The sequence below is a fragment of the Exiguobacterium sp. S3 genome, from assembly GCF_018617295.1.
Lineage (GTDB): Bacteria > Bacillota > Bacilli > Exiguobacteriales > Exiguobacteriaceae > Exiguobacterium > Exiguobacterium profundum.
Map to the genome: position 1 here is coordinate 122,207 of NZ_JACSJW010000004.1, position 15,707 is coordinate 137,913.

At 48.9% G+C, this 15,707-nt stretch carries 16 protein-coding genes; 9 read left to right on the top strand and 7 right to left on the bottom strand.

Features of this window, described 5'->3' with window-relative positions:
• Nucleotides 1–18 precede the first annotated feature (18 nt).
• Nucleotides 19–3,171: an efflux RND transporter permease subunit gene (locus tag KNO65_RS11575; RefSeq protein WP_214784325.1), complete on the top strand. Its 3,153-nt coding sequence runs from the start codon at nucleotides 19–21 to the stop codon at nucleotides 3,169–3,171.
• Nucleotides 3,172–3,215: 44 nt separating this feature from the next.
• On the opposite strand, the gene KNO65_RS11580 is transcribed toward KNO65_RS11575, so the two are convergent.
• Entirely contained in the window at nucleotides 3,216–3,953 is a 738-nt protein-coding gene (locus tag KNO65_RS11580; RefSeq protein ID WP_214784330.1) for a YwqG family protein, read from the bottom strand.
• Nucleotides 3,954–4,102: 149 nt separating this feature from the next.
• Here KNO65_RS11580 and KNO65_RS11585 point away from each other — a divergent pair, with 149 nt between their 5' ends.
• The 6 genes from KNO65_RS11585 (at nucleotide 4,103) to KNO65_RS11610 (ending at nucleotide 9,477) form a co-directional block, all read left to right on the top strand.
• The gene (locus KNO65_RS11585) at nucleotides 4,103–4,456 is read left to right on the top strand and encodes a CidA/LrgA family protein (RefSeq protein ID WP_214784334.1); all 354 of its coding nucleotides are present in this window, start codon (nucleotides 4,103–4,105) and stop codon (nucleotides 4,454–4,456) included.
• Nucleotides 4,453–5,127 (top strand): LrgB family protein, encoded by a 675-nt coding sequence (locus KNO65_RS11590; protein WP_047795813.1) that lies wholly within the window; start codon nucleotides 4,453–4,455, stop codon nucleotides 5,125–5,127. The genes KNO65_RS11585 and KNO65_RS11590 overlap by 4 nt, the downstream gene beginning before the upstream one ends.
• Before the next feature lie 97 nt (nucleotides 5,128–5,224).
• A complete protein-coding gene (pepT, locus tag KNO65_RS11595; RefSeq protein ID WP_214784337.1) occupies nucleotides 5,225–6,463 on the top strand; it encodes a peptidase T in 1,239 nt (412 codons plus the stop codon).
• A 52-nt stretch (nucleotides 6,464–6,515) separates the two neighbouring features.
• Nucleotides 6,516–6,980, top strand: coding sequence for an SACOL1771 family peroxiredoxin (locus tag KNO65_RS11600; protein ID WP_047795811.1), 465 nt, complete (start codon nucleotides 6,516–6,518; stop codon nucleotides 6,978–6,980).
• Complete coding sequence (locus KNO65_RS11605) at nucleotides 6,967–7,686, top strand: DNA/RNA nuclease SfsA (protein WP_211781926.1); 720 nt, start codon at nucleotides 6,967–6,969, stop codon at nucleotides 7,684–7,686. Before KNO65_RS11600 ends, KNO65_RS11605 begins: the two co-directional genes overlap by 14 nt.
• A gap of 165 nt (nucleotides 7,687–7,851) precedes the next feature.
• Nucleotides 7,852–9,477 carry an ABC-F family ATP-binding cassette domain-containing protein gene (locus KNO65_RS11610; protein WP_015880408.1) on the top strand — a complete coding sequence of 542 codons (1,626 nt, stop codon included), beginning with the start codon at nucleotides 7,852–7,854 and terminating at the stop codon, nucleotides 9,475–9,477.
• Between the two features lie 30 nt (nucleotides 9,478–9,507).
• Here KNO65_RS11610 and KNO65_RS11615 read toward each other — a convergent pair whose 3' ends face one another.
• Entirely contained in the window at nucleotides 9,508–10,257 is a 750-nt protein-coding gene (locus KNO65_RS11615; RefSeq protein ID WP_214784340.1) for a FixH family protein, read from the bottom strand.
• 265 nt (nucleotides 10,258–10,522) lie between these two features.
• Between KNO65_RS11615 and KNO65_RS11620 the strand changes: the two genes are divergently transcribed.
• A complete protein-coding gene (locus KNO65_RS11620; RefSeq protein ID WP_214784343.1) occupies nucleotides 10,523–11,716 on the top strand; it encodes a LysM peptidoglycan-binding domain-containing protein in 1,194 nt (397 codons plus the stop codon).
• Between the two features lie 65 nt (nucleotides 11,717–11,781).
• Nucleotides 11,782–12,045 carry an LlsX family protein gene (locus KNO65_RS11625; RefSeq protein ID WP_047795807.1) on the top strand — a complete coding sequence of 88 codons (264 nt, stop codon included), beginning with the start codon at nucleotides 11,782–11,784 and terminating at the stop codon, nucleotides 12,043–12,045.
• Between the two features lie 26 nt (nucleotides 12,046–12,071).
• On the opposite strand, the gene KNO65_RS11630 is transcribed toward KNO65_RS11625, so the two are convergent.
• The 5 genes from KNO65_RS11630 to moaC all read right to left on the bottom strand — a co-directional run bounded on the left by KNO65_RS11630 (nucleotide 12,072) and on the right by moaC (nucleotide 15,705).
• Nucleotides 12,072–12,509 (bottom strand): hypothetical protein, encoded by a 438-nt coding sequence (locus KNO65_RS11630; RefSeq protein ID WP_159563288.1) that lies wholly within the window; start codon nucleotides 12,507–12,509, stop codon nucleotides 12,072–12,074.
• On the bottom strand, nucleotides 12,506–13,831 hold the full coding sequence (locus tag KNO65_RS11635) for a PepSY-associated TM helix domain-containing protein (protein WP_214784346.1): 1,326 nt from the start codon (nucleotides 13,829–13,831) through the stop codon (nucleotides 12,506–12,508). The genes KNO65_RS11630 and KNO65_RS11635 overlap by 4 nt, the downstream gene beginning before the upstream one ends.
• Nucleotides 13,832–14,047: 216 nt before the next feature.
• Nucleotides 14,048–14,215 carry a hypothetical protein gene (locus tag KNO65_RS11640; protein WP_160300237.1) on the bottom strand — a complete coding sequence of 56 codons (168 nt, stop codon included), beginning with the start codon at nucleotides 14,213–14,215 and terminating at the stop codon, nucleotides 14,048–14,050.
• An 18-nt stretch (nucleotides 14,216–14,233) separates the two neighbouring features.
• Nucleotides 14,234–15,244, bottom strand: coding sequence for a ThiF family adenylyltransferase (locus KNO65_RS11645; RefSeq protein WP_214691349.1), 1,011 nt, complete (start codon nucleotides 15,242–15,244; stop codon nucleotides 14,234–14,236).
• A complete protein-coding gene (gene moaC, locus KNO65_RS11650) occupies nucleotides 15,241–15,705 on the bottom strand; it encodes a cyclic pyranopterin monophosphate synthase MoaC (protein WP_214784349.1) in 465 nt (154 codons plus the stop codon). Before moaC ends, KNO65_RS11645 begins: the two co-directional genes overlap by 4 nt.
• Nucleotides 15,706–15,707 lie beyond the last annotated feature (2 nt).

Sequence of the window (15,707 nt, forward strand, 5' to 3'; positions counted from 1 at the left end):
AGAGGAGATTAAAAACCCATGCAGAAAATCACGTCCTTCTCCGTCAACAACAAGTTTGCGGTTTGGTTGATGACGATCATCTTGACGGCCGCCGGTCTTTTCGCCGGTCTGACGATGAAGCTCGAGACGTTACCGGACATTACGACTCCGACCGTCTCGGTCACAACCATTTATCCAGGTGCATCCCCTGAGCAAGTGCTCGAAGAAGTCAGCACCGTGTTAGAAGATCGCCTTCAGAATTTAAATGGTGTGGAACAAGTTCGCTCTTCGTCATTCCAAAACGCTTCGAACATCCAAATCGATTATGATTTCAGTACCGATATGGATGAAGCGGAGCAACAAGTCAAAGATGCGTTAAGCAACGTCGAATTGCCGGAGTCGGCACAAGACCCTCAAGTGTCGCGTCTCAGTTTCGACGCTTTCCCGGTAATCGGGGCTGCCATCTCGGATGAAAGCCTGGATTTGGCCGAATTGACAAAACTCGTCGAAGAAGAAGTACAGCCTGCTCTTGAAGGAGTGGAAGGTGCGCAAACCGTCCAAATTGCCGGGCAAGAGATTCGCCGCGTCGAGCTTCAATTCGACCAAGATGCGCTCGCAGAATACAATTTGACAGAAGACACGGTCAAACAATTGATTCAAGCAAATGACGCTCGGATCGCGCTCGGGTTATATGAATTAGGGGATACGGAGCAAGCGGTCGTCATCGACGGCAAGTCGGAGACACTCGAAGCGTTCCGCGATCTTCAAATCCCTTACTCACCAGCACAATCAACGCCGACGACACCGTCTGCCCCGACTGAATTGCCACCTGGTCAAACGCCAGACGTGCCAACAGAGGTCCCGACGGAAACACCATCGGCATTACCACCGAACGTTCCGACGACGGTTCCGACTGTCGCGTTGAGTGAACTTGCGACAATCGAGGACAAAGGAATCGAAGAATCGATTTCTCGCTCGAACGGTGAACGTTCAATTGGCGTACAAGTGACGAAGACACAAGATGCGAACACGGTCGATGTCGTCAACGCCGTCAAAGAAGTATTGAATGACTTCGAAGCTGAAAACGATACGGCGAATGTATCGATCACACTCGACCAAGGACAACCGATTGAAGAGTCGGTCGAAACCATGTTGTCTAAAGCATTACTTGGTGGGTTGTTCGCTATCCTCATCATCTTAGTGTTCTTACGTAACTTCCGATCGACGATCATCGCCGTCATCTCGATCCCGTTGTCGCTTCTCATGGCACTCATCGTCTTGAAGCAGTTGGATATCACGTTGAACATCATGACGCTCGGTGCGATGACCGTTGCGATTGGGCGCGTCGTCGATGACTCTATCGTCGTCATCGAGAACATTTACCGTCGACTCACGCGTTCGAACGAACCACTTCGCGGTAAAGAGTTGATTATCGCGGCAACAAAAGAAGTATTCATCCCGATCGCCTCGTCGACCATCGTCACGATTGCAGTATTCTTGCCCCTTGGATTTGTCACTGGTTTTGTCGGTGAACTGTTCTTGCCGTTCGCATTGACTGTCGTCTTCGCATTACTCGCTTCGTTACTCGTCGCGATCACGGTCGTACCAATGATGGCCGACTCGTTCTTTAAAAACCGCGACAAGTTGAAGCCAGAAGAAGGTCCAGGCAAGCTCGCGGAATGGTATCGTGGCGTCTTGAACTGGTCACTGAACCATAAACTCGTCGTGTTCGGTCTCGCGACTGCCCTATTGATTGGTAGCTTTGCCCTTGTCCCAGCGATTGGGGTCAACTTCTTGAATCAGGATTCGGAGAAGACGTTGTTCGTCACGTTCGACCCAGAACCTGGTCAAACACTTGAAGATTCGATTGCCGCAGCAGAAGTGGCAGAAGAATACTTCATGGAAGAACAACCGAACGCAACGGATGTTCAGTTCACGGTCGGTGGAGAGAACCCGCTGAACCCCGGAAACAACAAACAAGGAATCTTCATCGTTCAATATGATCCAGATACGGAAGACTTCGCGGATGTGAAGTTAGCTGATATCGAGAAATTGAACGAACTCGCTTCGAACGGGGAATGGAAAGAACAAGACTTCTCAGGTGGCGGCGCAACGAGCGGTGTCACATACAACGTCTATGCCAACTCGCTTGAAGATCTAGAAGCCATCGTGCCGACTTTCATCGAAACGATTGAAGAGGAAACGGATTATGTCCGTCAAGCGACATCTGACTTACGTGAGTCCTATGTACAATACACGTTCAACGTCGACCAACAGGCCGCTGCAGAAGCCGGTGTGTCGGCAGGTCAAATCGCGCAAGTCATCAGTCAGTTCCAGACACCAGAAAGTCCACTTACAAGTGTCACAGTGGATGACAAACAGTTAGACGTCGTCATCCCGAACGAGCAAGTGACGTATGACAGTGTCGATGACCTGCAAGCACAAGAAATCACGACACCGTTCGGTCCACGCCCGATTTCAGACTTCATTGAGATCGAAGAAGGCACAACACCGGACACACTCGTCGAGCGCGACGGAAAACTGCTCGCACAAGTAAGCGTTGAACTCAGCACAGATAAAGCGACAGAAGCGTCTGCTGCGATTGAAGAACGCGTTTCAGAGATTGAGCTTCCGTCTGGCGTATCGTATGATGTCGGCGGTGTAACGGAACAGATTCAAGAATCGTTCACACAGCTCGGTCTTGCGATGCTCGCCGCGATTGCCATCGTATACTTGGTTCTCGTCATCACATTCGGTGGGGCACTCACGCCATTCGTCGTGTTGTTCTCACTTCCGTATGCGATTATCGGGGGACTCGTCGCCCTTCTCATCACGGGTGAAACGATTTCGGTTTCTGCCTTGATCGGGGCACTCATGTTGATCGGGATTGTCGTCACGAACGCCATCGTTTTGATTGACCGCGTCATTCATAAAGAAGAAGCTGGTTTATCAACACGTGAAGCGTTACTTGAGGCAGCGGGCACACGCCTTCGCCCAATCTTGATGACCGCACTCGCGACAATCGGTGCACTCGCACCACTCGCACTCGGTCTCGAGGGTGGCGCACTCATCTCGAAAGGTCTCGGGGTCACCGTGATTGGCGGACTCACAAGTTCGACACTTCTCACGTTGCTCATCGTACCAATCGTCTATGAGTTCTTCGCACGATTCCGTAAGAAAAAACAAGCGTAATCAAAAGAGAGTCGACTCATTCGAGTCGGCTCCCTTTTTTGCGTTCAATAACACTGCATAATGATTTCGGTTTCTCCAAACCGTTTGGCACGGAGAGCATCTTCCGGAATGAGAAAATAGAGAATACCCGCATCCCCGAACATGACGTCTAACTCTTCAGACGTGTCCATTTGAAACAATAGGAAAGGATGATCGAATCGTTCTCCATATGTTTCTTGTATCTCTTCAAAAACATCACCTTGTACTTCACTCGGATGTCCACCGATTGCATGAAGTTCTTCTTGTTCGAATCGTTCGAGTAACCGATCGTACATCTCTTCGTCGAGCAGCTCATATAAACTGTATTCATTCTCTGCATAGCTTTCTTTAAAGGAAACAGCACGCTCATTCAATGCTTCTCCAACCCGCACTCGCTCAAGTTTCGATTCTTCAGTAAACAGAACACGCCAAAGATGACGCTCGTCCTCATCTCCCCAAGGTTGTTCTTCCAAGTCATAGAAGAAAGACAGCAAACCTTCTTTTGGGAGTGCATCCACGGATTCAAACTCAGCTAAATCATTTAATCGAAACTGGGCTAAAAACGTCATATTCTCCCCAGGGTGCAAGTCAGCATGTGACAAATCAGGATGCCCACCGAATTTCGAATGGCCGATTTGAACTTCTTCTTGTGTGGTTCGTGGTACAAGCGTCAAATTGACCCGCTTTGTGAACGCATGTAAAATGTCTTCCCTGTTTTGTAATCCATGCTCTTGAATAAATTGCTCAATCGTTTTTAGTTCCATCTCGACACCCCGCTTGTTTATGATAGATGTAGTATAGCATCCCGAACGTATGTACCCCTTATCTTTTTTGTCATACCCTATTCTTGACCTCTCTCGTTGAATTTGAGAAGATTCATACGTTTTGAATGACGTGAAAGGAAGTCATGTATATGAAATTATTAAAATGGATTATCGGGCTCTCACTCTTGTTTGGGTTGAGCACGCTCGGAAACTGGATCGTTGAGACGTTCTCGTGGAAAGTACCAGGCAGCGTCATCGGCATGGTGCTCTTGCTCATCCTCTTGTTGACAAAAGTCATTCGCGTGGAATGGATTGAGGACAGTGCCGGATATTTAACGAAGCACCTCGCCTTCTTCTTCATCCCGATCGCCGTCGGCCTTATGGCATACGGAACGTTGTTAAAAGCTGCCGGCATCCCGCTCCTCATCACGTTACTCGCCAGCATGGCGGTCGGGATGATTGTGACGGCGCTCGTTTCCGGGAAAGACGGTGAGATATCATGACATACGTTTGGATTGGATTGACGATTCTCGTGTATTCGCTCAGTCGTCGACTTTCCATGAAGTGGGCATCTCCGTTCACCAATGTCGTCTTCTTAAGTACAGCGATTTTGATTCTTCTGTTACTCGTGACAGGACAGTCCTATGATGCGTATAAACCGGCTACCGATATCATCACCATCTTACTCGGACCAGCGACGGTCGCCCTCGGGTTACCGCTCTATCGCAACTTACCCGTGTTACTCGCTCGGGCAAAACGGGCCCTGAGTGCCATCGTACTTGGGTCACTCTCTACGATTTTTGTGGCTGTACTTTTCGGCAAGTTATTTTCTTTCACCGAAAACGTATTGATTGCACTATCGGTCAAATCGGCGACGTCCCCGATTGCCCTTGAATTGGCTCGACAACTAGAGGGGGATGCAACACTTGCGGCCTCGATCGCCGTTGCCTGCGGTATTTTAGGGGCGATGCTCGGACCGGTCTTATTGACGTGGATTCGTATGGACGACCCGTTCACGCGTGGACTCACACTCGGCACAATCAGTCACGGGATTGGGACCGCTCAGGCGGCAACGGAACATCCGTTGTCCGGTGCAACAGGTGGTGCCGCAATGGGATTGACCGCAATCTTCACCTCGTTTATCTTGCCGATTCTATATCCGTTTCTCTTTTGAACAGGTCGCGTCCATCGATGGGCGCGACTTTTTTGTTTCGACTTCGATTGCGCGTGATAAACTAATGAAGATGAAACTTATTAGAGGAGGGCAATCCATGCAAGCAAAATTAATTGAACGCTTAATGACGTACGCGAAGATTGATACACAGTCAGATTTCACAAGTACGACAACACCATCGACGGCCAAACAATGGGATTTGATTCGCCATTTGGAGAAAGAATTGAAAGATCTCGGACTGACAGATGTCGAGACGGACGAATACGGGTATCTCTTCGCCACACTTCCGAGTAACGTCGATTATGACGTCCCGACAATCGGCTTCCTTGCCCACGTCGATACGGCGACCGACTTCACAGGAACGAACGTGTCCCCTCAACTCGTCGAGCATTATGAAGGTGGCGACATCGTCTTGAACGAGTCATTGAATGTCGTTTTATCACCAAAAGACTTCCCGGAACTGGACGGGTATGTCGGGCATACGCTCATGACAACGGACGGGACGACACTCCTCGGCGCGGATGATAAAGCAGGAATCGCTGAAATCGTCACAGCGATCGAACACTTATTGGCTCATCCTGAGATTCCACACGGGCCGGTCCGCATCGCCTTCACACCGGATGAAGAAATCGGACGTGGACCACATAAATTCGATGTCGCCCGATTCAATGCGGACTTCGCTTACACGATGGACGGCGGTCCACTTGGAGAGTTGCAGTATGAGAGTTTCAACGCAGCCGGTGCGACCGTCACCTTCCACGGGACGAACGTGCACCCAGGTAGCGCCAAGAACAAGATGGTCAACTCGATGAAGCTTGCGATGGCGTTCCAAAACCGTTTGCCTGCTGATGAGGCACCGGAACGTACGAGCAACTACGAAGGGTTCTTCCACTTGAACGGCTTCAATGGGGACGTCGAGAAGACGACGCTTCAATACATCATCCGCGATCACGACAAACAAAAGTTCGAAGCACGTAAAGCGTTGATGGAGAAACTTGTCCTCGAATGGAAACAAAAATACGGGGAAGAACGGATTGAACTCCAGATGGAAGATCAGTATTACAACATGGCCGAGAAAATCGAACCAGTGAAACACATCGTCGATACCGTCGCTGACGTCATGCGCGGCCTTGGCATCGAACCGAAGATTGAACCGATTCGTGGTGGGACAGACGGATCGCAACTTTCTTACATGGGCCTTCCGACGCCGAACATCTTCACAGGTGGCGAAAACTATCACGGGAAGTTTGAATACATCTCTGTGAACAACATGGAAAAAGCAACAACGGTTATCATCGAAACACTTCGCACATTCGCGAAGCGCGCACAAGCATAACACATGCGCCTCCAATCGTTCTCTTTTACACTAGAGACATTGGAGGCGATTTTTGATGAAGCATACATTTAGCATGAACCTCGGCTGGGATGGCGGACGAAACGACGTCGGCACCCTCGAGGCCGAGCGATTAAAGACACAGATTTCGATTCCACCCGAAATGGACGGTCCCGGAGTCGGCACGAATCCGGATGAGATGTTACTCGGGGCAGCGGCAACGTGTTATATCATCACACTCGCAGCCGTACTCGGGCGAAGTGATTTGACTCATCGTGGTATCACGATTGATGCAGAGGGCATCGTCGATGTGACAAACGGCATCTTCACTTACGAGACAATTCGCTATGCGACAACGATTCATGTACCTACAGAGATGACCGACCGAGACATCACGCTTGTCGAGCGCATCGCGAAAAAAGCGAAAGATCAATGTATGATTTCACGCGCACTCGCAGGAAATGTAGCATTTGAGTTGAATACCGTCATTTCACGTAAAAGTAGCAATGATTTTATTTGAAGAACCTTTGAAAAAAGCGATAATTGTAAACAGACGTAATCGCTTTGTCATGGACGTACTCGTTGATGATTTGCTCGCGCCTTGCCATTGTCCAGTAACAGGAAGGATTGGAGATATTATATTTGAAAACACCCCCTGCCTAGTCTCAGAAACCTATGACTCGAATCGTAAAACTCGCTTTACAGTCGAAGCCATTTCAGTCGATGGTGAACAATGGATTGGAATCAATCAAGGTCGTGTCAACGACTATGTTGAAGCTTTCTTACTCGAGAACCAGCTTGATGCTTTCTCAACCCCGAGGGGAATCAAACGTGAAATAGTAACTGACGGTGCACGAATCGATTTTCAGATTGATGGAATCTTCATGGAAGTGAAGGCTCCGCTCAGCGAACTACTCACTATTCCTCTCCCACACTTTAAACGTAGACGATTGAAACGACCCATCGAAACAGAACGTTTGATTCGTCATCTCTACGCTCTGATTTCCACTCTACCCCAAACCGGAAGAGCAGTCCTCTTATATGTTTTTTTATATGACGCACCAATTTATACCGGTAATCCCAACCGAAAACAAGACCATCTAATTCGTCAATTGATTAACGATGCGATACCTTCCGGATTAGAAATATGGCAACTGAACTGCACTATTTCCCCTGAAGGAATTCGTTTACTTCGTTGCTTTGACACAACGTCTCACTTCAAGTAACCAAATGTATTAAGTGAGACGTTATGTTTTTACTAAACATATGATATGTTGGGAATTACCGAATAGAGTCATTTTTCACTTCCACTCTTTACGCGACTGCGCGTTTTTCAAAAACGTGATACAATACACGTCGTAAACTAATCAGAAAAACGAGGGATACCATACATGATTACAGTAAATAACGTCAGCCTACAATTTGGCGGTCGCAAGTTGTTTGAAGAGGTGAACATCAAGTTCACGCCAGGCAACTGTTACGGATTGATCGGTGCGAACGGTGCCGGAAAATCGACATTCTTAAAGATTTTATCAGGTGAACAAGATACGACGACGGGTGATGTCAGCATCACACCGGGCGAACGTCTCGCCGTCCTCAAACAGGACCACTACGCGTATGAGGACAGTGCAGTTCTCGAGACCGTCATCATGGGTCACGAGCGTCTCTACAAAGTAATGAAAGAAAAAGACGCCATCTACATGAAAGAAGACTTCTCAGATGAAGACGGGATGCGCGCAGCTGAACTCGAAGGAGAATTCGCTGAGTTGAACGGTTGGGAAGCAGAGTCGGAAGCCTCGATGGTCCTCCAAGGTCTTGGTATCTCTGAAGCGCTCCACCAGAAACAAATGAGCGAACTCACAGGTGGGGAGAAAGTCAAAGTCCTTCTTGCCCAAGCGCTCTTCGGTAAGCCAGATATCCTCCTCTTAGACGAGCCGACCAACGGACTTGACCTAAAAGCGATTCAATGGTTAGAAGAATTCTTGATCAACTTTGAAAACACAGTCATCGTCGTTTCCCACGACCGTCACTTCTTGAACAAAGTCTGTACGCACATGGCCGACCTCGACTTTGGAAAAATCCAATTGTATGTCGGGAACTACGACTTCTGGTATGAGTCTAGCCAACTCGCTACACGTATGGCGGCAGACCAGAACAAGAAGAAAGAAGAGAAAATCAAAGAGCTTCAAAACTTCATCGCACGTTTCAGCTCGAACGCATCGAAAGCACGTCAAGCGACGTCTCGTAAGAAGTTGCTCGATAAGATCACACTTGATGACATCCGTCCGTCGTCACGTCGTTATCCGTTCGTCGGATTCACGATGGAGCGCGAGATCGGAAACGATGTTCTCTATGTCGATAACGTATCGAAGACAATCGATGGTGTAAAAGTACTCGACAACGTCACGTTCTCACTCAACAAGACGGACAAAGTCGCATTCGTCGGTCGTTCGGACGTTGCCATCACGACACTCTTCAAAATTCTCATGGGTGAGATGGAGCCAGACACAGGGTCAGTCAAATGGGGCGTCACGACAACTCAGTCATACTTCCCGAAAGACAATTCGGAGTACTTCGAGGGCTCAGAAAAGAGCATCCTCGACTGGTTGCGCCAGTTCTCACCTGCCGATGAGTCAGACACGTTCCTTCGTGGATTCCTTGGCCGCATGCTCTTCTCAGGTGAAGAAGTCATGAAGAAGGCATCTGTCCTCTCAGGAGGAGAAAAAGTACGCTGCATGCTCTCGAAGATGATGCTCTCGAACTCGAACGTACTCGTCCTTGACGATCCGACGAACCACTTGGATCTCGAATCGATCACAGCACTCAACAACGGTCTCGAGTCGTTCAAAGGCGTGCTTCTCTTCAGCTCACATGACCATCAGCTCATCTCGACGATCGCGACACGCATCATCGAAGTGACTCCGAATGGCATCGTGGACAAAGAAGCAACATACGATGAGTACTTGGAGAACGAAGCGCTTCAACAACAAGTTGAATCCCTTTACCAAAATGCATAATAAAAAATCGGCTCAACGTGAGCCGATTTTTTATTTAACGTTTACCGTCTCCATGACGTGCTCATGAATATCATGACCTTTCGTGACATGGACTTGAACGTTGTATGCGCCTGATTCAGCAAAGGTGTGTGCACCTTTATACATCCCAGTATCTGCTTCCTCTAACTTCACCCACTCATGCTTCTCTGCCCCGTCTTGGAAGATTTCGAGTTGTACTTCCGCCCCTGCGAGCATCTCGTCTTCAATCATGACGTGTACCATGAATGGTTGTTCTTCCCCTGCTGTCGCCTCTTTCGGGTCAAGCGTGATATCCGCTCCAGCGTGGTGATGATGCTCACTCTCTTCTTCTGCTTCAGCAGCCGTTTCTGGATGTCCAACCGTCACGTTTGTCGTCGGCATGGTGTGCATCGAACGCGCTGTCACGTGAACCTGAACCGTATAGACCGCTTCTTCCGCGAACGTCGTCTCCGCTTCATAGATACCGTCTTTCGTGAGTGACGCCTTGATCATCTCACTTTCTTCCTTCGCACCATTCTTCCATACCTCGAACTTGATTTCATCCGCATCGTCTACAGGGTGACCATCTTGCGTGACTGTTACTGATAAAGGTACCGCCTCTCCTTTTTCAGCCGTTGCCTCTACCGTCAACTCTGCCTCGACCGGTTCCATTGACTGTGGAACAGCCGCGCTCTCCGCTTCTTTCTCCGTACCACACGCACCGAGTACGAATAACCCGATGAGTCCAAACACGACCCCAAACCGTGTCATCATCTTTTTCATCATAAGTCCTCCTTATAAATCGCTTACATCTTTCACACATTGTTCATGATACCATCTCTTTCCAAAAAGAGTGTGAGCATTCTGTGATATATACCACGATACATTCTCACAAATTTCACACATATAGTTGAATCAAAATTTATTGAGTACATTTCCGAATTTTAGTCCATCATTTCTAAAAAGGGGTATATAAAATATATCAAGGTCAATCATTTGGAAAGTCTTAACATCAAGAGAGTTACATCATGAATGGAGGCGAATTCAGATGAAACGTAAGGTCATTCGTGGAGCGATGGCACTGTTCATCTTATTGGCGATGGTGATCACACAATCGATTTCCGTCAGTGCCGCCGCTTCAAAATTTGTCACGAGCGTGAACACGACGAGCAAGGTCGTCGCATTGACGTTCGATGACGGGGCAGACGGGGCGAACACGAACAAGATTTTAGACATTTTAGCAAAAAACAATGTCAAAGCCACTTTCTTTTTAACGGGCTCGGGCGCAAATAACCATCCACAGTACATTAAAAATATCGCCGCAAAAGGACATCAACTCGGAAATCACTCGTATACACACCCTGACTTCACCAAACTGACTGCCACGCAGATGAAATCCGAACTCGACCGCACGGAAGCTTTGATTAAATCGTTGACCGGAAAAACGACAAAACCGATTTTCAGAGCCCCTTTTGGTGCAGTGAATAGTACCGTATTGAGCGGTGTCGGGGCTGCAGGATACGGATACACGATTCAATGGAACATTGATACGATTGACTGGAAAGGGTTGACCGCGAGCCAAATCAACACGAAAGTTCAGACTAACATCAAACCGGGTTCAATCGTCTTGATGCATACCGGAGCCGGGGCCCCGGGTACACCGCTCGCACTCCCAACGATGATTTCACAACTCAAAGCAAAAGGGTACAAATTTGTCACGGTCTCGCAATTACTGGCCTATCAAAACACATCGACGAACAAAACGTATACCGTGAAGTCAGGTGATACGTTGTACAGTATCGCACGGACATACGGTGTCACCGTGTCGGCGCTTGCGGCTGCCAACAACATCACGAACTACAGCTTAATCTATGTCGGACAAGTGCTCATCATCCCAGGGACGACCGTCACACCACCCCCTTCGACGACTGTGAAATACACTGTGAAATCGGGCGACACACTCTACAAGATTGCGACGATGTACAACACGACCGTCGCGAAGATCGCAGCCGCCAATAACATCACAAACGTCAACTCCATTTACGTCGGACAAGTACTCATCATTCCAACCACGACCGTCACACCTCCTACGACGACCGTGAAATATACGGTGAAATCGGGCGACACACTCTACAAGATTGCAACGATGTACAACACGACTGTCGCGAAGATCGCAGCGGCCAATAACATCACAAACGTCAACTCCATCTACGTCGGACAAGTGTTGACCATTCCAAAATGAGTGCACTGTGAATCTTTTCCTATTTCTGTGACGTATCGTATACAAACAGGAAAAGAGGAATTGCTATGACTCGAACCGTAATCCGTGTCAGTACTACCGCATTCATCGGACTTTTGGTTTCAATTGCCACATTCTCGATTTTGATTTGGCTCGGTTATGAACAAGCACTCACATCCGGTGAGCCGATCCAATTCTTAACACGTGAGATTTATCAATTCGAGAACGGAATCGGGGTCGCCAACCAGAATCAAATGGCCATTCTCGGTGCCGGATTCATGGGCCTTGCCGTTCTCATTGGAGAGATCGGGATACGTCTTAAACGAAAGTAACCGCTGCATACGCAACGGTTACTTTTTTAATGCTGATGTTCACCACCATGGTCGTGTGAGTGAACGATTGGTTGCTGCAATTGGTCGATTTGGTCTTGCGGTACATCACCGACAATCATCCATGCGGACGGCGTATAGACCTTCTGCCCTTCATGGACCATGCCGTTCACTTGGTAGATTCCCTGATCGAGTTTCACGCTCGTCACGAGATAGCCATCCTTTTCTGTCACTTCATACGTCCGGGTCTCTTCCGAATCGTAAGGCGTGACTTGAATATGGCTTTCCGTCACACGTTCATCATTCGATACTTTCATCGCAAGCGTCGTCGAGCCAACTTCTATACGTTCAGGTACGATCAGTTGAATCCCGATCGGATCAATGGTGCGTTCTACTGGTTGAAGTTGACACGCGCTTAACCAAATTGTCGCTAGGATGACAGGAATGACTGCTTTAAATCGTTTCATGCTGCCACCTCCGCTTTCAACTTCCGGCGACCAATCAACCAATCAAATAGGAGAACGACAAGAATACTGATTCCTGCGAGCGGTAATGTCACACCTAGAAGTAAAATCAAGATACCGACGATTCGTTTAATGCGTTCGTCCTCAAACCGCTTCATCTGTTCAATGGATCCGACTTTTCGTTTGCGCCACATCATGAACGAGCTGATGACCACGAAAATGAGACCTAGACAAAGCGCGACACCGACCAATTGATTGAGTAAACCGAACAGGCGACCTTCATGGAACGCGATTCCAACCGTAATCAGTTTTCCGAGAATCCCGTAATCTGCGTATGTCACAGAGCTGAGTGTTTCACCACTATATTGATCTAAGTTCACCGTCGATTCTTTAAATGGATGACCTGCTGCCGATGTGACAGTATAGACGCCTGTTTCGCCTTCCGGAAGCGAGATTGTGTACGGTCGATCAGTCGTGGACTTGTTCACCACCTGATTTAAATCAATCGGCAACAGCGTACTTGGAGAAGACGTTGGAACGAGATCTGCTTGGGTCGCCCAAGGTACGTCTTCTGCCACCTCTTTTGTCGTCACGGTCGATTCCGGCTTGGCGCCAAACGCATAGGCATACATCGGTGCTCCCGTGTTTGTCGACGAGGAAACCCACTGCAACATCGCACCCGAAACGGATGACCAAGCCAACCCTGAACTGATAATGAGCACGAGGCCTAGCGATGACCACAAAGCGACGCTACCGTGCATCTGCTTCCACCACTGTCGTCCTTTCCCAAGCTTCGGCATAAGCATCCGAAGCGGATTCTTACCACGCGGCCAAAACAAGAATGTCCCCGTAATAAGAAGAATGATTGCCCAGGACGCCGCGAGTTCGACGACCCAGTTCCCGATTTGACCACCTAATAGTGTGCCATGAATCACAACTAATAAATCCATGCTACCTTCAGCAGACCGCGTTCCTAAAACTTCTGTAGTTTCCGGATGAATATATGTATACATCATCTCGTCTTTGTTCATCCAACCGATTCGAGTCGATTCGCCTTCATCCGGCAAACGAATCGATGTGATCATCGCATCCGGATATTCCGTCATGAATGATTCTTTTTGGACTTCAATCGGCTGTTCTTCCGTGAAAGTTGCCGTCATCATGTCTTTGTATTGCATCTTCGTTATTTGCGGTTCAAATAAATAAATGCTTCCTGTCACAGCCAGGATAATAAAAATTGGTGCAAATATGAGACCTGCATAAAAGTGCCAACGCCATACCGCTTGATACCAAGCGTTGCGTTTATTCAATCGTTCCCCTTGCATGATGCTTCCCCCTTTATCATTGTGTCCAACTTGTGAACAGATTGAGTATACAAGGAATGGAAACGGTTTATTCTTACTATTTGTGACAACTATTCGTCGAATTGGAGAAGTGAAAATGAACTTTGGTTCATCTTTTTATCACATATTCATCAATCTATCTCACATACTTTCACATAAAGAAAGAGACACCAACAAGTTGGCGTCTCCAAAATATGATCAATTTGTGAACTGCTCTGCTTCTGTCGACCCAGCCAGTGCAGTCGTTGATGATTGCCCACCTGAGATGACGAGCGAGACTTCATCGAAGTAACCCGTTCCGACTTCACGTTGGTGACGTGTCGCAGAAATTGTTGTATCATTTTGTATTTTTTTAGGGAGAAACAAGCTCTATGATGCGATGAATTACGTACCAAGACATTCATCGACCATCGCGACCGCGACATGCGCATCGTCAACGCCATGGACGAGAACCCTTCCGTCTTTGAACAAGAGCATCCGGTGATTCCGCCATCGCCATTCCAACGTGAACGGTGTCTGCTTCACGGCGATGTCCGCCCGTTCGAGTTGATGCGCGATTGGTTCCAGACCCTCGATGGACCGACGGACTTGGACGACATCGCGCCCACATAGGATCGCTGTCTGTTGTCGATTCGAAACGAGACTCGGATAGTCATGGGTTTGACAAGACGGGCAAGACACGTCGACGAGCCGTGCGACATCGAGTCGCTGCGACTGGTTTTCCCACATGTCTTCAATCAAGAGCCGACGTTCCATCTTTTCAGGACGCCCCGTCAAATATTTCAATGCCTCGACGGCTTGACGGCTCGCCACATGTTGCACGATTGGAGCCACCACCCCCGCTGTCGCGCAAGTCTGACCGGCTAGCGGCAAATGACGCATGAGACAACGAAGACACGGCGCTTCTTCCGGCATCACCGTGTAGTTCATGCCGTATGCCCCGACACAAGAGGCAAACAAGAACGGAATGCCGCGCTCGAGTGCGAAATCGTTCAATAGAAGACGTGTCTCGACGTTATCGGTCGCGTCCAAGACGAGATCAACGGGCGGCAAAGGCCGAAGCCAATCCCACGATACGTCGGCGATTTGCGCGTCCAACTCAACGTCTGAGTTGATGGTCCGCAGGCGTTCGAGCGCCGCGACCGCTTTCGGCGTCTCGGCACGTGCGTCCTGTTCCGTATAGAGCGTCTGTCGTTGTAAGTTCGTCACCTCTACATAGTCGCGGTCGACGAGGATAAGTGAGACGCCGGCCCGAACAAGTTGATCGCTCACGGCCGCTCCGAGCGCACCGAGACCGACGACGAGCACTCGTTTCACCATCAGACGTTCTTGCCCGTCCCCACCGATACCGTGGAACCGGGCCTGCCGCGCGTAACGTTCCGGAACATGTGTCATCGGACGTAGTCCCCTGACTTCCCGCCTTGTTTCTCAAGCAAGTATGTCGGCCCGATGACGATGCCTTTATCGACCGCTTTCGTCATATCGTATACGGTCAACGCTGCGACCGATGCGGCCGTCAACGCTTCCATCTCAACACCGGTATCACCTTTCGTCTTCACGAACGACTCGATGATGAGCTGTGTCTCGTCCCATTCGAATGTTAAATCGACTTTTTTCAAGGCGAGCGGGTGACACATCGGGATGATGCGGCTCGTCTCTTTGGCGGCCATAATCCCGGCCACTTGGGCGACAGCAAGCACGTCGCCTTTCGCAAGGTCACCATCCGTGATGAGCTGTTTCAGTTCACTGCTCAATTCAACTGATGTGCGGGCCCGAGCTGTCCGTGTCGTTTCCAGTTTATCCGAGACATCGACCATCCGCGCCCGCCCTTGGTCGTTCATGTGTGTCAGTTCCATCG